The organism is Shewanella sp. M16, from assembly GCF_018224605.1.
Lineage (GTDB): Bacteria > Pseudomonadota > Gammaproteobacteria > Enterobacterales > Shewanellaceae > Shewanella > Shewanella oncorhynchi.
The window spans coordinates 45,617-62,560 of sequence record NZ_JAGTUL010000019.1; the positions used below are offsets into that span (position 1 = coordinate 45,617).

General features: G+C 45.4%; 26 protein-coding genes, 4 tRNA genes and 1 other RNA gene. 6 read left to right on the plus strand and 25 right to left on the minus strand.

Going from position 1 to position 16,944, the window contains the following annotated elements; all coding sequences use genetic code 11:
- Positions 1-2: 2 nt before the first annotated feature.
- The 22 genes from KFE26_RS13810 to KFE26_RS13915 all read right to left on the minus strand — a co-directional run bounded on the left by KFE26_RS13810 (position 3) and on the right by KFE26_RS13915 (position 11,761).
- Positions 3-299, minus strand: a complete 297-nt coding sequence (locus KFE26_RS13810; protein WP_006087224.1) for a hypothetical protein — start codon at positions 297-299, stop codon at positions 3-5.
- Positions 299-637: a DUF2730 domain-containing protein gene (locus KFE26_RS13815; protein WP_006087225.1), complete on the minus strand. Its 339-nt coding sequence runs from the start codon at positions 635-637 to the stop codon at positions 299-301. Before KFE26_RS13815 ends, KFE26_RS13810 begins: the two co-directional genes overlap by 1 nt.
- Positions 634-858, minus strand: a complete 225-nt coding sequence (locus KFE26_RS13820) for a hypothetical protein (protein ID WP_028760753.1) — start codon at positions 856-858, stop codon at positions 634-636. The genes KFE26_RS13815 and KFE26_RS13820 overlap by 4 nt, the downstream gene beginning before the upstream one ends.
- A gap of 84 nt (positions 859-942) precedes the next feature.
- Entirely contained in the window at positions 943-1,512 is a 570-nt protein-coding gene (locus tag KFE26_RS13825; RefSeq protein WP_212600745.1) for a hypothetical protein, read from the minus strand.
- Positions 1,509-2,069, minus strand: coding sequence for a lysozyme (locus tag KFE26_RS13830; protein WP_212600746.1), 561 nt, complete (start codon positions 2,067-2,069; stop codon positions 1,509-1,511). The genes KFE26_RS13825 and KFE26_RS13830 overlap by 4 nt, the downstream gene beginning before the upstream one ends.
- Entirely contained in the window at positions 2,059-2,367 is a 309-nt protein-coding gene (locus tag KFE26_RS13835) for a hypothetical protein (RefSeq protein WP_212600747.1), read from the minus strand. Before KFE26_RS13835 ends, KFE26_RS13830 begins: the two co-directional genes overlap by 11 nt.
- A gap of 84 nt (positions 2,368-2,451) precedes the next feature.
- On the minus strand, positions 2,452-2,886 hold the full coding sequence (locus KFE26_RS13840) for a hypothetical protein (protein ID WP_212600748.1): 435 nt from the start codon (positions 2,884-2,886) through the stop codon (positions 2,452-2,454).
- 28 nt (positions 2,887-2,914) lie between these two features.
- A complete protein-coding gene (locus tag KFE26_RS13845) occupies positions 2,915-3,472 on the minus strand; it encodes a hypothetical protein (RefSeq protein ID WP_212600749.1) in 558 nt (185 codons plus the stop codon).
- A 43-nt stretch (positions 3,473-3,515) separates the two neighbouring features.
- The gene (locus KFE26_RS13850; RefSeq protein ID WP_212600750.1) at positions 3,516-4,424 is read right to left on the minus strand and encodes an SDH family Clp fold serine proteinase; all 909 of its coding nucleotides are present in this window, start codon (positions 4,422-4,424) and stop codon (positions 3,516-3,518) included.
- A 76-nt stretch (positions 4,425-4,500) separates the two neighbouring features.
- Positions 4,501-4,698 carry a hypothetical protein gene (locus tag KFE26_RS13855; protein WP_212600751.1) on the minus strand — a complete coding sequence of 66 codons (198 nt, stop codon included), beginning with the start codon at positions 4,696-4,698 and terminating at the stop codon, positions 4,501-4,503.
- A gap of 232 nt (positions 4,699-4,930) precedes the next feature.
- A complete protein-coding gene (locus KFE26_RS13860) occupies positions 4,931-5,386 on the minus strand; it encodes a Mor transcription activator family protein (protein WP_006087231.1) in 456 nt (151 codons plus the stop codon).
- A complete protein-coding gene (locus KFE26_RS13865; RefSeq protein WP_212600752.1) occupies positions 5,379-5,999 on the minus strand; it encodes a gp16 family protein in 621 nt (206 codons plus the stop codon). The genes KFE26_RS13860 and KFE26_RS13865 overlap by 8 nt, the downstream gene beginning before the upstream one ends.
- Entirely contained in the window at positions 5,993-6,214 is a 222-nt protein-coding gene (locus tag KFE26_RS13870) for a hypothetical protein (protein WP_212600753.1), read from the minus strand. Before KFE26_RS13870 ends, KFE26_RS13865 begins: the two co-directional genes overlap by 7 nt.
- A gap of 16 nt (positions 6,215-6,230) precedes the next feature.
- Positions 6,231-6,303: hammerhead ribozyme type II (locus KFE26_RS13875), an RNA gene on the minus strand.
- 2 nt (positions 6,304-6,305) lie between these two features.
- On the minus strand, positions 6,306-6,614 hold the full coding sequence (locus tag KFE26_RS13880; RefSeq protein WP_212600754.1) for a hypothetical protein: 309 nt from the start codon (positions 6,612-6,614) through the stop codon (positions 6,306-6,308).
- 19 nt (positions 6,615-6,633) lie between these two features.
- Complete coding sequence (locus tag KFE26_RS13885; RefSeq protein ID WP_212600755.1) at positions 6,634-7,269, minus strand: DUF3164 family protein; 636 nt, start codon at positions 7,267-7,269, stop codon at positions 6,634-6,636.
- Position 7,270: 1 nt separating this feature from the next.
- A complete protein-coding gene (locus KFE26_RS13890; RefSeq protein ID WP_212600756.1) occupies positions 7,271-7,489 on the minus strand; it encodes a hypothetical protein in 219 nt (72 codons plus the stop codon).
- Positions 7,489-7,983: a helix-turn-helix transcriptional regulator gene (locus KFE26_RS13895; protein WP_212600757.1), complete on the minus strand. Its 495-nt coding sequence runs from the start codon at positions 7,981-7,983 to the stop codon at positions 7,489-7,491. The genes KFE26_RS13890 and KFE26_RS13895 overlap by 1 nt, the downstream gene beginning before the upstream one ends.
- Positions 7,970-8,536: a hypothetical protein gene (locus KFE26_RS13900; RefSeq protein WP_212600758.1), complete on the minus strand. Its 567-nt coding sequence runs from the start codon at positions 8,534-8,536 to the stop codon at positions 7,970-7,972. Before KFE26_RS13900 ends, KFE26_RS13895 begins: the two co-directional genes overlap by 14 nt.
- 55 nt (positions 8,537-8,591) lie before the next feature.
- Complete coding sequence (locus KFE26_RS13905) at positions 8,592-9,311, minus strand: AAA family ATPase (RefSeq protein WP_173497580.1); 720 nt, start codon at positions 9,309-9,311, stop codon at positions 8,592-8,594.
- 70 nt (positions 9,312-9,381) lie between these two features.
- On the minus strand, positions 9,382-11,541 hold the full coding sequence (locus KFE26_RS13910) for a DNA-binding protein (RefSeq protein ID WP_212600759.1): 2,160 nt from the start codon (positions 11,539-11,541) through the stop codon (positions 9,382-9,384).
- On the minus strand, positions 11,534-11,761 hold the full coding sequence (locus KFE26_RS13915; RefSeq protein WP_011070967.1) for a Mu phage regulator Ner: 228 nt from the start codon (positions 11,759-11,761) through the stop codon (positions 11,534-11,536). The genes KFE26_RS13910 and KFE26_RS13915 overlap by 8 nt, the downstream gene beginning before the upstream one ends.
- Before the next feature lie 186 nt (positions 11,762-11,947).
- Here KFE26_RS13915 and KFE26_RS13920 point away from each other — a divergent pair, with 186 nt between their 5' ends.
- A complete protein-coding gene (locus KFE26_RS13920; RefSeq protein WP_212600760.1) occupies positions 11,948-12,670 on the plus strand; it encodes an XRE family transcriptional regulator in 723 nt (240 codons plus the stop codon).
- A gap of 258 nt (positions 12,671-12,928) precedes the next feature.
- On the opposite strand, the gene KFE26_RS13925 is transcribed toward KFE26_RS13920, so the two are convergent.
- Together KFE26_RS13925 and KFE26_RS13930 are read right to left on the minus strand one after the other, a co-directional pair.
- A complete protein-coding gene (locus KFE26_RS13925) occupies positions 12,929-13,504 on the minus strand; it encodes a YceI family protein (protein WP_028761297.1) in 576 nt (191 codons plus the stop codon).
- A 4-nt stretch (positions 13,505-13,508) separates the two neighbouring features.
- Positions 13,509-14,060, minus strand: coding sequence for a cytochrome b (locus tag KFE26_RS13930; RefSeq protein ID WP_212600761.1), 552 nt, complete (start codon positions 14,058-14,060; stop codon positions 13,509-13,511).
- A 389-nt stretch (positions 14,061-14,449) separates the two neighbouring features.
- Between KFE26_RS13930 and KFE26_RS13935 the strand changes: the two genes are divergently transcribed.
- The 4 genes from KFE26_RS13935 (at position 14,450) to KFE26_RS13950 (ending at position 15,679) form a co-directional block, all read left to right on the plus strand.
- Positions 14,450-14,525 (plus strand) — tRNA-Phe (locus KFE26_RS13935).
- A 34-nt stretch (positions 14,526-14,559) separates the two neighbouring features.
- Positions 14,560-14,635 (plus strand) — tRNA-Thr (locus tag KFE26_RS13940).
- An 848-nt stretch (positions 14,636-15,483) separates the two neighbouring features.
- Positions 15,484-15,559: transfer RNA gene (locus KFE26_RS13945), tRNA-Phe, on the plus strand.
- 44 nt (positions 15,560-15,603) lie between these two features.
- Positions 15,604-15,679: transfer RNA gene (locus tag KFE26_RS13950), tRNA-Thr, on the plus strand.
- A 552-nt stretch (positions 15,680-16,231) separates the two neighbouring features.
- Here the strand turns inward: KFE26_RS13950 and KFE26_RS13955 are convergent.
- On the minus strand, positions 16,232-16,417 hold the full coding sequence (locus KFE26_RS13955) for a hypothetical protein (protein WP_105251863.1): 186 nt from the start codon (positions 16,415-16,417) through the stop codon (positions 16,232-16,234).
- A 153-nt stretch (positions 16,418-16,570) separates the two neighbouring features.
- On the opposite strand from KFE26_RS13955, the gene KFE26_RS13960 reads away from it, so the two are divergent.
- Positions 16,571-16,915 carry a DUF3634 family protein gene (locus KFE26_RS13960; RefSeq protein ID WP_105251862.1) on the plus strand — a complete coding sequence of 115 codons (345 nt, stop codon included), beginning with the start codon at positions 16,571-16,573 and terminating at the stop codon, positions 16,913-16,915.
- Positions 16,916-16,944 lie beyond the last annotated feature (29 nt).

A 16,944-nucleotide genomic window follows, 5' to 3' on the forward strand; every position in this document is an offset into this window, starting at 1 on the left:
GGCTACTCTCCCGCCCGTGGACGTTTAACCCCTGGCACTACCGCGCGGCCTGTCGCCACATCTTGGCCGCGACCTGTTAGCGTGGCCGTGGTCACTTTGCCCACTAACTCGGTTTTAATCAGCCCTTGCTCATTAAGCCAAGCGAGCTGCACCAGCAAGGCATCGCGGCTAATGTCGAGGCCGTAGGCATTTAAGCCATCTTGTAAGATGGACTCATTGAGCGCGAAGGCTCCCGCCTCGGTCAGTAATCGAAGCACCACAAGGCGTTGGTGCTCATTGATAATTTGCTGCATCGCCATTATTGGTGGCCTCCTTTCAGTTCGTTTTCGAGAAGCATGTCGGTCTTGGTTTCTAAGCGCCTAATGCCTTGTTCCATTGCGCCAAAGCGCTCACCTAAACCTGTGAGGGTTTTATCGAGCGCATGCAGTTCGTCACGGGTAGGCATGTACTCCAATTGCATTTCAGTTTCGCTAAGGCGCTTGTCGATTTCAGCCACCTTTTGGATCACCTTTTCATGCTCAATTCGTGGGGTAAATCGCGTGCTAAACCACGCCATCAGCAGTGCACATAAAACGCTAATGACGCTGCCAATGAAGCCCCAATACTTACCGAAATATTCAAATAGCGATTCGATCATAAACGCTTCCCATAGCGCATCTTCTGGCGCTTATCTTCATCCTGTTGGCAACTGATACAGCGCAACTCGTTAAGCCGCTGTGGCTCATTTGGCTCTAAGCAATCAATACAGATGCCATTGCCAGTGCTGTGTTGTTTGTGCCTGGCGGCATCCCTTACTGCATCAACACAGGCAGCTCGCTCGCGGGTTTCCATATTGCTAGCCCAATCGGTTTCGTCCATGGGGTTCCTTATTTTGTTTGGTCAATTTGATGGCGTTGCCGCCAATCGTGCAGGGCTTGCCAGTCGAGGTTGCATTGCCCAAGGTCAGCGGTGAGAGACAGCATCAACTCGGCTAATGCTGGGTTGGCTAGGCACAAAGTTTGTTGAGTCAGTAGGCACTGGATCACTGGCTGTGGCACTTGGGTCACTTGGCACTCGCGCATCAGTGCTGCGGGCGGCAACACATACGCTGTCGTGTAAACGGGCACGTTGCGCACAATCGGCTGCGTGGCTGAGCAAGCGCACAACATCATTAGGCACAGGAGCATCGCGCCATGCTTTAGCATCTTCATCGGTAGTGTCCTGCAACAGTTGATTGAGTTGGTTTTTAAGGGCGTGATGGCGGCCCATTAGCTCTGCCTTTTGCAGCGAGACTTGCTGTAATTGCAAGGCAAGCTGCTCTGACTCAGCCGCTAATGCGGCCTTATCGGCATTGGATTTGCGCAAGCTATCAGCCAAGTTATCAGCATCGGTTTGCAGCGTTGATTTATCCGCGAGCGCTTGGGTAAGTTGGCTTCTTGTCGTGGCTAATTGGTATTGAGCTAAACAAAGCACTGCCACAAAAAGCGACACAATCAACCATTGAATGGCGATACTAATTTGGGAGGGCGTCATTGCGTTATACCTCCGGCCATGAGTTCGCTTAGGCAAATGGTTTGCTCTTCGACACGGCGCTTGATGAGGCCATTTAGGCGCACCTTGTTACCGAATAGGTCGGTGCCATACGTCCAGCCATTACAGACGCGCTCACCCGTTTGCTTATTGGTTGAACAGGCTTGGGTTAGCTCTTTGCACGCGCCCACTCTGTCGCCCGCTAACAGCTTTTTACGCAAGGTTGAGCTGGCAAAGTTGCCGTATCCCGCCCAGTGCAAAAACGATAAATAGGCGGCGTGCTCGCTGTGGGTGAGCGTTACGGGCGCGGTGAGGCTGAGCAACTGCTTATCCTCCTTGGCGATATCCTTGGCAAAGATCTCCATGCATTGCTGCTCGGTGAAGATTTGATCAAGCTTTAAGTCTTTGCTCGTATGGCCACGACAGGCGGTCAGTACACCCACCGCATCGACATAGACGCTCAGGCTATTGCCTTCCCATTTATCGGTAAGCTGTGCGCCCGTGATGGCCGCCGAACTTAAGCCTGCGGCCAATAAAATCGCCTTGAGTTTACTGTTCATTAGGCACCGCCATAGCTTGCACTTTAGCTCGTTTACGCGCTTTTAAAATGTCCAGATGGGTGACGGCTTGCCAGCCTTGATCAAAGTAGCTTTGGCGGGTGAGGCTGTGACTGTACAAAAGCAGGGTAGCAGGCGCATTGCCAGTGAGGTCAGCCGCTAACTCTGCACGAAGGCGAGCATTAAAACCGTCCTTAGCGCACTGGCGATAGACTCGGTTTTGTATGCGTTTGGGCTGCGCATTCGCAATCGGCATACTGTTAACGCCGCTACGAAAGTTATTGTGGGTGACAAAGGCCATAAAAAAACCGAGACAGTGAACATGGGTTCATTGTCTCGGCTTAAGGGTTTGGAGCGGATTGGAAAGGTTTCGGGATTAGTTGTGTTAATAAGTCTCTACACCAAAATGAGTTAGAAAACTCTTTAGTACAACTTTTGTCACGTACTCTTCAACGTCACTAGGTTCATCTAACCCGAAGGAGCCTAAAAGTCTCCCTGATTCAGGAAGATTTAGATCACATCGTCCTGAAGAATCGACATATAGTGTCATTAACTCATGTTTTTGAATAGGCTTTGATAACGGATCAACTATCAAATTGAATTCAACTTTTCCAATAATAAACTCAGCTGAAATTGGAGAAATTGATATCTCGACAGTTTCACCGAGAATAATAAATGTCTTTATTTTAGTTGTAGACTTACTACATTCCCCAAATTCTTTTTCAACTATACACCTATTAAACTCATCAATTAATAACCCAAAGTTTTCTAAAGTTTTTTTGTAACTTTTACAAGCTGAAAATACGCCTACCTTTGCCATAATTTTATCCTTAATTTTATACGAACCACTAAAGCTGGATTGTTCTTACATCAATATCTTGCACTAAACTTTTATTATTAATTTCAATTTTCTGAGATAAGACGCCATCTCGAGGAACTACCCTTAACCATAGGTATTCTTCAGTTCCCAAGCCGATTTGTCGCTTTGATTCCGCAACTAATACGACACTATCAAGGCGCGAGCGCGTAAAATCAAATTTCCCGTCTTTATCGGTCAGAATGATCTTATCCGCAGGAAATTTAATATCTTTCAACAAAGTAGCAGTTTCACAGGACACTATAAGCTCATAATTTTCCTTAGCATTATCTCGGTTAGGACCACCATTAAGATAAGCCAATTCGACCTCATTTTTATCAGGCAGTCCCATACACTCTTTATTTGCATAACTTTGCTTATCGAACAGGGCTTTCTTGAATTCTTTGAGCGGGTAAACCTTGATCTGGGTGATAGGCATCGGCACTACATTGGCGGAGTTTGTTACGACATAGAGAGAGCCTGTCACTTTGACAGGTATGAAGATATAAGTTGATGCTACAATTAGTATGATAAGTATGGCTTTTTTCATGTAGAAAATCCCTTTTCTTAGATGAACTGTCGTAGTACTTGAGCTAGTAAGTCAGGATAAATCTTTTACCCGTCTGGGACTCTATAAGCTTTGATGTATTGGTCATCATCAATGTTGCTGTATAGGCATGATGTAACGACAAAACGAGATTTTGTAAATCTTGGTCAGCCTCAAGCAAACTCACTTTTAGCCCTAAATCTTGTGCTTTATCAAAGTGGATATGTCTTGAATGCTCCTTTGTTTCACTTGGATTATTTAGATTTGACATGATTTTTTCAATTCTCTCTTGACGCACGTCATCATCTAAATCTGACAGCATTCCAGAATTTAACCAGTTCGGCACTATCGAGTTAGCTAGTTCTATTGCTCTTTCACATTGCTCTAAAAATGCTGGAGGGTATCTACTTAGTAAAGCCTGCCATAATGGAATAGTATGAGGCTCTAACTGAATCTGTCGCGCTGCGCGGTTAAACTCATCAAACACTGAAAATGCAGATACTGTAGCTAATTGCGGGTCAAATGGGCCGATACATGATTGATGCCCCATGATGATATTTCTGGCACTACACGCAATCATTGTCCCCGCTGACATGGCCATCTGTGGAATGATCACTTCAATATTGGTGCCAAACTTTTTTCGTAGATAATAGCCAAGAGATTCTGCAGCCGTGATTGAACCTCCAGGTGTATGCAGCACCAAATCTAATCCCTTTGTACAATCCATTTCATAAATAGCGTTCATAAAGCCATTTTTGTCGTTGTCATCAATAGATAGATTCGGTACAGGTTGTCCATTAGTGGTTAGCCAACCAGAATAATAACAAATGACATTTCTGCCTCGGTATTGGGACAACAACTGAATGTATTTTTCCCTTATACCATCTGGGCCAAAGACTGCCCCATCCTCGTTGGGTGTATTCATTTCGGCAATAATTGCATTCAAGCCTGGCATTTAACGTCCTATGTCTCTGAAACAAAAAAGACCTACATCATAGCAGGTCTTTTTTGTTAATAAATAGTTTCAATTTTTATATGCGAATAGAAGTAAAATTCGCAATAGAAGGCTGAGCCTTAAGTTTAGTTTTATTCGCAATGCCACTAGTCTTAAACTTCATGCTTAATGCATTAGAAGGAAACCCTCCGAACCCAAAACTAGCAATTGCTTGAACATCCACACTCTTACCGCATATTTGCTCTTGCATTACTTTTAAATTTGTATTCTTCATAAAAGCCTCCTTATTAATACCCATATATAGTGCCAAACATCCATGAGCACCACCACATGTAGTATCCCTCACCATTTTAAAACCAAAAAACCTCAATGGATTGAGGTTTAAAATAAAACATCTGTATTTTTTTATATCAACATTAACGGGTCTTTAAACCTACCTACAGCTCAAATTTAGCGCAGTTTTAGCCATTAAGTCAAACTCAAAAGTAAAAAATGGGATTTAAATACTAAAACAATCTCCTCTGCTTCCTAGCCACAAACGCAGCCCTTTGCTCTGCCACTATCTGACTGATCCGGCGCTCGGTGAGTCCATAGTCGCGGCTTAACTGCTCAAGATTATTGCCCTTAAACTCCCGCCAAATTCGGATATCACGCAGCGCATCTTTAAGGCGTTCGCCATTGGGGATGTAGATATCACGCCCACCGAGATAGGCGCTTAGACTAGTGGCTAAGGCTTCGCTCACATTATCCGCGTTATCAATATCGTATTGCTTTAGGGTTTGGCGCATCACATCGCACAAGCTTTGTAGAGTTGAGGGCCAGCGGCGAATGAAGTCCTCACGCTCATCTGGCTTAAGCGTGGCTAAGGTTTCGAGGGCTTGTTCCAGCTCGGCGGCGCTGGTGGACAATAAATCCAACTGGTTTTCGGGAATGCTAACCGCGTTTAGGATGTTCTTACTCATGGCCATGCCCCTCGTATTGCGCGACGATCACTTCATAGTTTGCGGGGCGAGTGCCGTTTTCATTCATTTTTAAACGCTCACCACGGACAATAATGCGCTCGATAAGTACGCGCTTATGCCAGTTTTTCAGGCTTTCAAGTACCTTGTAGGCTTGCGGTTCTGTCATCCAAGCGGTGGCATCCACACCTTCACTTTTACTACGAAGAGTCATGCGGCGCACATAGGCATCGAGTGCCAACTCGCTGTTATCTTGGATTACTAAGTGGTGGCCCATGGTGATCCAAATGGCGCGGATTTTATCTATGCTGGCCAATTTGCTTTTACCCGCAGCAGGACTTAAACGGCGTTTAACCGCTGTTTTATTGTTGGTTACAGTAGGTTTAAAGCCCTTTTGTTTAAACACTTCTAACACCTGTTCAAGCTCGGGCAAGTTCATTGCCCGCAGGGAATCTTTACCCGTGGCATTTTTCAGCATGGCGCGGTAGATGGCTTCATCGAGCTGCAATGATCCCTTAGCCACATTGATTAAAGTGATAAGGCGCTTCTTGTGTTGAGCGACTGGGTGCGCCTGCGCATTAGTCTGCACAGGGACTTTTTGATTACTTTCTAACATTCGTCATCCTCATCGGTTGTCGCACTGGATACTAACTTGATGGCTTTAGGCTGACTCTTAAGCTGCTGCCAATTCGGTGTTGCTGCATTTAAAAAGTTAACAGCCCATTGCTCGCGATCACTGCGTAGTTCAGCTTTGGTTTTGCCCTTACGTACTTGACGAATGGGGCAATAATCCATGGCATATTTGAGTAAGCGTTTAGCATAGGGTGTCATTCATCTTTGCTCTTTTTGTTAGCTGCTCATCAGTACCCAGCCACTACGCTGGATAGACCTCGCCCCACTGACTGGAGCGGGTTTCGCAGGGTTAACGCATTGCAGACTTTGGTTCTAGCAGTTCTAAATTATTGAGTGACTTCTCCATAAAAAAGGCGATCACAGCGCGGCGCTCGCCCGCAAACTCTTTGCTTAACTCCTTAAGTGCATTGAGCAAAGCAGCGCACATCATTAAGCAGTAATGCGGCCTTTCCGCCGCTAGGCCACTGAGTTCGCTGCGCAGATTGTCAAAGCTGGCTTCAAGTAAGGTCGCTTGGCGTAATTGAAACGCCACCCGATCGAGTGCGGCTTGGTTGTCATCGAATAGGTGTTGAATGCCCGATTGTGTGCTGGGTGTCATGATGTGCTCCTTGCCCACCCTAAAGGGTGCTGATATCCAGTGGTAGTTGGGTGTATTTGCCGTTGGGTTGACGCTCATATAAACGCAGGTACTGGCTAGTACCTGTGATTTGAATCGCGTCGGCTATAGCGTCCATGGCCCGTTTCCAATTGGCATCATCGATATCCAGCTGGCGCAGGCTGAGCACTTGGTTAACGTCGATACGACCTTGTTGGTTTACCCGAAAGGCATGCTCAACCATGGCCATCAGGCGGGTATCCGCGCCACCGCTCCAGCTTTTAATGCAATCATCAATCAAGGTTTTAGCGGTTTGAATGCGCTCATCAAACACGCGGTGTTCACCCACTGCACGGCGAACTTGGTACTTGCCATCAAAGCTAGTAAGTAAAATATTGCCCTTACTACCACCAACCTTAACGCCATATTCACTGGCCGATAGTTCTACAAAACCATCAATTTGCGCCATAGTCATCAGTTTGAAATTAAGCATCTGTTCACGCAGCTCTTTAGCAGAACCGACAATAGCCAGCACGACTTCATCGCGCAGTTTGTCCACGGCCTTAATACGATCTTCATGAACCAAATCGCCTACCGCGTTTTTGCGGTAGCCCTGCGGAATAGCGGCTTGGTTGTGGGTTTGTTCTTGTATGTTCATCTTATTTGTCCTCATTCCAGCGCACTGTCACGCCATGAAATTGCACCGCCATACAACGGCGACGAATGCCTTTAATGTTCTCGATAATGTCCACGGCCATGCGCCGAAAATCAGCGGTTGGCTTGTCGATTTGCACGACTTTTACGCCACTGTGGATTACCTTCATACCGCGCAGTCTTAGGGCGCTAATCACATCGAATTTTGGGTTGTGGTGTCTCATCAGTTTTGTTCCTTCATCACTCGATTAAACTTGGTTCCAAGGTGTTTAAGCTCATCTTTGAGTAAGTTAATCAGTACCGATTTATCCTCCCCCGCTTGCAGTTGTAAGCGACGAATTGCTCCTTCGGCGTCATATTCGTTACGGCGGGCTTGGAGGCTAGACTGCACGCTAAAAATCTGAGCCATATCCAAACTGCTGCTAGGACAGCCTGAACGACAAGCGCGGTACAACTTGATGCGAATAGGACTGCCAGTGGTGCGGATATTGCGCTGGTGATCAAGGCACTCATTTAGGGGAATATCCCCCAGCACAGGGCAATGTACTGTGCGGTTCATGTATGCCCCTTCAACTAGCTTTTGGATGCGATCCATATCACCAGGATATTTGTGGTTGAGAACTTGGCTAACAGTGGTGCGGGAAATTTTTAGCTTTTCCGCCACCGCTCTTTGTCCATGCAGTTCGACCTGTTCGGCCATCACTTCAAGCCACTTCATAGTGGATCTCCTTGTTTAAATTGGCGTCGAAAAGCACTTTATATCGACGCTTCGGTGCGATGGGACCTGTATCTTTAATCAAGCGATATACGGCATAAACGCCTGTTCGCTCTGCAGTTGGCAGATGATCAGAGCGACCTCGTACCATACGCACATAGCCAAACTTGATAAGAAAGTTGGTATAAACTCTGGCAGTGCTCATGCTGACTTCAGCAGTGGCCACCAGATCTGGGTATGAAAAGTTGCGCAACAAACGCATAGATTGCCAAACACACTGTTGCCCAGTGCCTGCGCGGTGTTTCTGCGCCCTCCCTGAACCACGATGTTTGTATTCAGCCTGCTTGCATGGTTTGTAACGCTTAGGGGTAAAGCCCCCTTTGAAACGCTCTGGTGTAGGGTATGCAGTAGGTTTTATACAGCCTTGTTTTTTAAGTGCTTCAATAATGCTCGAGCACTGATCAAGCGGTAGTTCGATGGCCGCTGCTAACTCATCCCTGGTGAAACTCTTTTGAGCTTGGGCCCATGCCCATGCCATTTCGGTTTTGTTCGTCATGACCTATCCCTAAAAATGACCTAACCCTTATTTGCTCTAAGTGGCGTGGGTTTGGTTAACGCCTAAATTCTAAAAACAATGGCTGGTCGCCCCAGTTGTCGAGGGTGACAATATCCATGTCATTAGCGATTGCGCTGCGCTCAATCTTCTCTAGCGCAGTCAGGATACGGCGTACCTCACCGCCGCTGCGTTTGCGAATATGCTCCAACAGATCATCGGCCACGGTAACTCGGTCATCTAAAAGCTCAGTAGCAAAGTTGTGAACGTCGGATAAGTCGGCTGGCTGGAACTCCACCCACTCGCTCACACGGTTGAAAAGCTGCTTGCGGTGACTGATACGGCGGGCGATTTCTTCCATGCCGACTAGCACTACAGGTTGTTCGGTGGCGTCATAGAGATCGCGAATGGTTTCCATGATCTTGTTTTGACTAACAATGTGGTCAGCTTCGTCGATAAACAGTGGCAGTTGGCGCTCATTCATACGGTCAACAATAAAGTCGACGCTTTTACGCATCGGATAAAGTATTTCAGAGCCCAACTCCTCCATAATTCGAGCGAGAAATGAGGATGGAGTGTCGGTTGCATAGCAACGCACATAAACGGCGTTCATTGCTCCTAGTTGGTTGATAAGCCAGCAAAGTGTGGTGGTTTTACCAAATCCTGATGGGCCATGGATTAAACCAATGCCTGGGGTAATGGATGAGCGCCCCTGTAGGTTCTCCATCAGTTCTAGGCATGCCAGTACATTTTTAACTTCGACAATTTTGTGTTTCATAATCTATACTCCGTGGTGGTATACATAGTGTTAAATAGGACTTCCTCGTCCTTTCCAAAAGCCGCCAATCCTACTTGGCGGCTTTTTTTACAGCCTCTAATTGCCTGTCGAGCCTTGCGGCAAACATGCGGTATTTGAGGCGGTATTCTTTAAGCCATAGCTGTTCACGCTCACTTAGCTCACGCTCAAGCGTTGCAAGCGTTAACTCTTCGGCTTTTTCATGTTCGGTACGCATAACTGTGGCGTGATTGTGATTAACTCTTTGGGCAACCTCGCTAATGGCTTGAGCTTGGTGGCTTAAGCTGGCGAGTTGCTTATCACTTTCACTACTGCCTTGGCCGTTTGCTTGTGCAAGTGCCGCCAGTGCAGGGTTATCGGTGGTATTAGGTTTAGGGGTAAAAATGGTTAAGCTGCCACGCTCAGCTGCGGCTTTGGCCAAGCCTTCGGCAGCTAAGGTATCGATGCCAAATTTTTCTTGTAGCTCCCTTGCTGCACGGCGGAAACTGGCTAGCACTTTTTTGTCTTCATTGCGTGCTTTGCGGAAGGCTGCCGGATCGATATCGCGGCCAATCAGGTCTAAATTCACCGCATCGACGCATTGCTGCCAATCATCTAGGGCATATAAAGTGGCGCGGCCAACATCGGATGGATCGAGGAATACGCGAACCCGCTTTCTGTCCCAGATACTTTCTTGGAGTTCGGGGGCGGTATAGCGGATATTGCCTGCACTCACGCTACCGCGAATAACCGTGGCATCGCCGACATGATTAAGTAATAAGTCGAGTGCATGGGGATTAGCTACACGGTTAGCGACATAGGTGCTTTCACTCATGACAGTAAAGGGCGTTTTACCTTTTAACGCGCCTTTAAACCCTTCATGCACCTGGTGCATGTAGTCATATTGAATCCAGTCATCGATCATCTTTTGCAGGGCTTCTGGCGTCATTGCAACTGATAAGGCTTCTTCTTTATTGGCGGCCTTGTTTTTGCCTCCGATACGTTGGGCAAAGGTTTTTGCTGATTCGATTTGCTGACGATCACTGACGTTATGGCCAATGTAAGCAGGCAATAACTCAAATAGGGCGCGACTTAATGTGCCAAAGAAACGCTCGATAAAGGGCTTTTCCCATCCACTAAATGGACGGGTGCGGGATTGGTCGATACCTAAGATATCGAAAATGCCACTTACTCTTAAGCTGACGTAGTCAGAACCGTTGTCGGTACGCGCAACCCCATCGGCTTCCAGCATGCCCCAGTTGATTAGGCAGCGACGCAGTAATAGGCAGATGCCTTCGGCGTTAGAAGTTGGGGTGACTAAGACCATGGGGCGGCGGGTATAAACATCAACCGCTGCCACAACGGCATAACGACGTAGTTTGCCGTGGGCATTGAGCATGACATCCGTTGGTGTGCTGTCGAACTCCCAAACTTGATTAGGGCCACTGAGCCATGGGTACATGGTGCCGTAGAGTGGACGGTGCGAATTATTGTACGCATCGGGATTGGTTAGCGCGGTAAACGCGGCGATGTTGTCGCTATGCCAGCGACGTATCCAACGACGGATTGAGCCAATTGAAGGGACAATCCAGCCATGTTCTGCGGCTTTCTTTTGTGCTTCTTGCTGTTGGACTTTGTATTTTTTGAGCAAATGCGGCTTGCCCGTGACTAAAGCAATTAAGAATTGTTGCAGGTTTTTTTGCTCTTCCATCACGCTGACTTGCGCACCGCCCCGAGTATCAACCAGTCCCATTAATCCTTTTTCGTCATAGGCTTTTTGCCAGCGATATAGGGTGGCTTTTGATTGATTGCACTGCTTAGCAAATACCATGACACCTTCAGTGCGGCGACCGACTTCAACAAAGGGAGCGATGAAATTCGCCATGTCATTGAGTAACTGCAGACGCTCCATAGCAACTTGTTGCTTCGCTTTAGGCAGAGTTAAAAATTGCTGTTGTAAATCCGTTTTTTTAACGAGCTGACTTGCTGGCGTAGTTATCAATTGGCGTGCTGCTGCGACTTCTCGGCTTGTCGTATTTTTTACGGCTTGCTGACGAAGATGCGCCTGAGTGATAGGAGGAAGGCTACCAAGATGGTATTCAAATCCTTTGCTACCCTCTTTCTTTCTGGACTCCCAGCTTTCTGTCTTTGCTTTAAACCTGATACCCTGAACGGTTGTGGGCATGCCAGGTAATTGCAGAAGCTCTTGAGGGCTGAACCATGCTTTATTCATGTTCTTCCCTCAACAAGTCGCAGCCAATGGTTTTGCTGATTTCTTCAATTATCTTGCGAGATAAAGCGCGTTTTGGTTTACGCTGTTTACAGGGTGCAAACATCTTGATGCAGTCCTGAACGGTTCTCGGATTGAAGCCTTTAGAGACAGCCCATGCACGGCTAGTTAGCCCTTGCGCTCTTAGCGCTGCATGGATGTGATTGGCATTCTCTATTTTCATGGTATTTTTCCGTGTTAACATGATTACTCGCGCATTGCGCAACTTGCCAAGTGCGCGATATAAGAACGATACGATACTAAAAGACGCATTTCAACGTCTTTTAGTAACTTTCTTTTGAATTATTTAACGGCCCATTGGCCACAGAGGGTAAGGCGTTGATAGAAAAGCGCTTTATTTAAATTTAAAGTGAACACTAAAAAAGAAAGTGCACTTTCTTTTCCGTCAGCTGGAATAGAAAGCTTTGGAGAGCGTCTTAAAGAACTGATGGGCGACGAAAGCCTCAGAGCATTTGCGAATGCTATCGACACCTCAGAAGGCGGTGTTCGTAAATGGTTTACTCAGTCGACTATGCCCTCGTTTGATAAGATGGTTCGTATTGCTCGCCGCTATAATGTCAATCTCGAATGGCTATGTACTGGTGAAGGTCCAAAATTCCCAGGCGAAACAGCGGCATTTGAAAGTGTGATTTGTAAGACTGAAGAGTTTTCAGAAGAATATGCACTTATCGATGGCTACCATACTCAAGTCAGTACGGGCCATGGTGCACAGTGGGATAATGAACGAGTAAGGCGCAAACTAGCCTTTAGATCGAAATGGTTGCGTTACCGAGGGTTACAGCCTGAAAACCTGCGGGTGGTTTTCGCGAAGGGTGACTCAATGGAACCTACGATCCATTCTGGTGACTCGATCCTGGTGGATATCACTGACGCAAATCTTTCTGATGGCAGTATTTTTGTCCTGCGCATTGGGGATGATTTGTTTGCTAAACGTGTTCAAGTCCATATCGATGGCAGCATCACGATCATTAGCGACAATAAAGAGTATAGAGAGCAGCGAATACCTGTAACTGAACTAGGTCTATTGAGTGTGATAGGCAAGGTTGTTTGGATAGGTAAGGACGTTAAGTAATTCTCATATAGACGGCGTGCAATTAATTATGAATGCACGCCACCTCAATTTCTCATTTAGCTAGAGAATCTTTTAAAGCCTCGTTAAACCCCAGTCAAACCCGCATCAACAAAGGGAATTGCTCACTTGATTTCAGCCATTCCCGTCTAATCTCGATTTCTCACATCACTAGGTCGGTTACAAGTCGGCTCTCAGTATAAAGCTTACAAAAAAGCGCCTTTCGGCGCTTTTTGTTTATCTAAATGACAGAATAAAGAGTTACTTACGCACACCTTCAACCACAAGATCTAACTCAACATGGCTAGATGCTGGACCTAAATCCATCTTGATACCGAAGTCTTTCATCGCAAAGGTAGTTGTGCCCGTAAAACCTGCACGGTAGCCACCCCAAGGATCCTGACCTTCACCCACAGCATGGGCCTTAATCGCTAATGGTTTAGTCACACCATTTAAAGTTAAGTTACCGTTAATCACTAAATCGCCATTTCCTTTATCTTCCACCGAAGTAGATGCAAAGGTCGCTTTAGCGAATTTGCCAGTATTAAGGAAATCTTCACCGCGAATATGTTTGTCACGCTCAGCATGGTTTGAATCGACACTTAATGTATTCACAGTGACATTCACTTTCATCGCAGTTGGTTTAGCCGCATCGTAGCTAAAATCGCCGCTAAAATCATTAAAACGCCCCACCACATAGCTATAACCTAAGTGATTCACTTTAAATGTAATAGAAGCGTGAGCGCCTTCATGATCAATCACATAGTCAGCAGCTGAGGCCGCCACAGGAGCCAATAGAGATACACCAATCAGTGCGCTTAACAGTTGCTTTTTCATTGTATTATCCTCGTTTAAATTTAATCATTCTAAGTAGGGTGGTGTCTTTATCGATAAAGTGATGTTTTAATGCGCCCACGGCGTGAATAACGACCAGCGCGATCAAACTGTAAGCCGCATATTGGTGAATATCACCCGCGATATCAGCTTGGTTTTCAAACAAAAGTCCCAATCCTGGTAGTTCAAACCAATCAAACACCCAGATACCACGGCCATCTGCGGTTGAGATTAAAATGCCAGCAGTCATGATGACAAAGAGCAAGATATAAATAATAAAATGCGCCAAATGTGCGGCCGTCTTTTCCCACGGTTTATGACTCGCCTCAGGTACTGGCTTGGGATTAACTAAGCGCCATACCAAACGAAATATTGTCGCAGCCAATAACAGAATCCCAATACTTTTATGTAGATGCGGCGCAGTCTTGTACCAAGTACTGTAGTAGGTTAACTCCACCATCCACACACCGACTGCAAATAACCCAATCACGACGAACGCACTCAACCAATGGGTCACAATGGCGGTAATTCCATAAGCAAACTGACTATTTCGAAACATACTGCGACTCCGTACTCGCGTTTTCTTCATGCTATCCATGAAATAATATTCATTATCATAAATCTAAATTTAAAAACTAAAATCAGTAAAAATCGCTTATATCTTTCTAAATTTTAGAAAGTAAGTCAAAAATCATGATCTGTGAGCACAAAGCTATAGTAAACATCAGTATCCCTCTGACTTGAAAAATACAGCCAACGAGTGAAATTGAGCTGAATTCGCAAAATAAGAGATAAAAAACACCCAAGATGTGCATTAAACAGCCGAACGAGTGATTTATCAGGAAAAAGCACTTGCAGAGGTCAAACACCCTAGCTAATATAGCCGCAATTCGAACGATACGGCTTAGCCAACAAGTTCAAAGTAGTTAACTAACGCTTAGTTTAGTTGCCCGAATAGCTCAGTCGGTAGAGCAGAGGATTGAAAATCCTCGTGTCCCTGGTTCGATTCCGGGTTCGGGCACCATTATTCTGTAGTAAAAATTGCAGTAAAGATTTAAGCCGGCATAGCTCAGTTGGTAGAGCAACTGACTTGTAATCAGTAGGTCCCGAGTTCGACTCTTGGTGCCGGCACCATATAAAACAATGAAACCACTCAATGAGTGGTTTTTTTGTATCTGAAATTTGAATAATAACTAACAAAGTCTGTGGTCAATCGCAACTGACTTACTCTTGATAATACCAGTAGGTCCCGAGTTCGACTCTTGGTGCGCCGGCACCATATAAAACAATGAAACCACTCAATGAGTGGTTTTTTTGTATCTGGAATTTGAATAATAACCAACAAAGTCTGTGGTCAATCGCAACTGACTTACTCTTGATAATACCAGTAGGTCCCGAGTTCGACTCTTGGTGCCGGCACCATATCAAGCAACGAAGCTACTCAATGAGTGGCTTTTTTTGTATCTGAAATTTGAATAAAAACACAAGATGTCAGTAATGAACCGCAACTGATTTACCCTCGATAACAACAGAACAGTTGGCCTCGTGTTTGACTCTTGATACCAGCACCATATCAATAAACAAGCCACTCGCTTACTCTTAGTTGCTCCGCTTAGTTACATCCCATAAATATCAGCCAGCCATCAAAGCTCAACAATACCCACTGCGCCCCACTGCCCCTTGCTTGCAACAGATGAGCTTAAACCTTAATTTTTCTCTCCAAAATAGAAGATAAATGAATGAGGAAGCTAGGATAAACAGCCAAAAGGAACACCTACTGGCGTTAAAGTGCTGAAACTTTCAGCGGTAAAATAAGGGTAAAACGAAAGTATCAAATAAATAAGCGCATTTTGTTTAATAGTTAATCAGTCACTTAAAAAGGGCTTGCACAGCTAAAGCGAGCACTATATTATACGCGCACTTCGAACGAACAAGGTCTTCACGACTTAGTTCAAAGTAGTTAACTAACGCTTAGTTTAGTTGCCCGAATAGCTCAGTCGGTAGAGCAGAGGATTGAAAATCCTCGTGTCCCTGGTTCGATTCCGGGTTCGGGCACCAATTTTAAGGTAATGAATTCGATTGGGTTTATTACTGTGCTTTACGCCGGCATAGCTCAGTTGGTAGAGCAACTGACTTGTAATCAGTAGGTCCCGAGTTCGACTCTTGGTGCCGGCACCATATAAACAATGAAGCCACTCAATGAGTGGCTTTTTTGTATCTGAAATTTGAAGTGTTCAGTACAAAGCGCAACTGACTTACTCTCGATAATTCCAGTAGGTCCCGAGTTCGACTCTTGGTGCCGGCACCATATAAACAATGAAGCCACTTAATGAGTGGCTTTTTTGTATCTGAAATTTGAAGTGTTCAGTACAAAGCGCAACTGACTTACTCTCGATAATTCCAGTAGGTCCCGAGTTCGACTCTTGGTGCCGGCACCATATAAACAATGAAGCCACTCAATGAGTGGCTTTTTTGTATCTGAAATTTGAAGTGTTCAGTACAAAGCGCAACTGACTTTCCTCAATAATAACGATAGCGCCCTCAATACTGGCACAATAAGCGTTCAAATCGAGCGTTAAGATAATGTATTGACTTCACGCAACGGACAATCGCTTCATCCTTTCCTCCTATAAATGATAGTTTTATATTCGCCACATAAAAAAGCCACTCATTATTGAGTGGCTTTGCGTTCTTATACAAACTATCTAGTTCCAAATGACTCAATCGTGCTTATTTGATGAGCTCGAGTGGCATAGGCCTATCACCTGCTTGAACTTGATGTTGAACATGGCGCCACCCTTGAGTGAGCTCACTTAGATGTGCTTTTCTCTCGGGGAAATGTGTAGCAAGTTTTTCGATAACATCGATTTGCTTCTTACACAATAATGACCAACGATCTGCATTTGATAAGTACATGGCGTTTTCCTTAACTGAGGGGTTACTTTTCCTTAGCCAGTTAAGTCTAGGCTGGAATCATTTTATTGCCAATTCAAAATTGCGCGTTAGCGCACTGTTAAAACAACTAACTCGGGAGTATCTTGGTTCTATAAACATAAGATAGGAGGCGTTATGACAGCCGATATTTTCAAACTCATTTTTGTCGCTATTGGTATATTTCTCGTTTACAAACTGATATTTGGTGGCAAGAAAGGTCTGACTATTTTTGAAATGCATTTTAAAGATGGCCGTATGACTCAGCATAAGGGCAAGATCCCCGAACGATTCGAACGGGAATGCCGCCAAATCGCTAAAACCGAAAAACTGACTTGTACTGTTAGGGCTGAAAAATCAGGAGATGTACGCTTACACATTTCTGCCAACGTGAGTGACAATGTGAAGCAAAGGATTCGTAATCTGTTTCCGTTTGAATATTATGACAAAAAATCGATAGATAACAGTCGTCAAGCGGGTTAGTTCTTCGCCTCTCCCCTAGCAACCTTAAT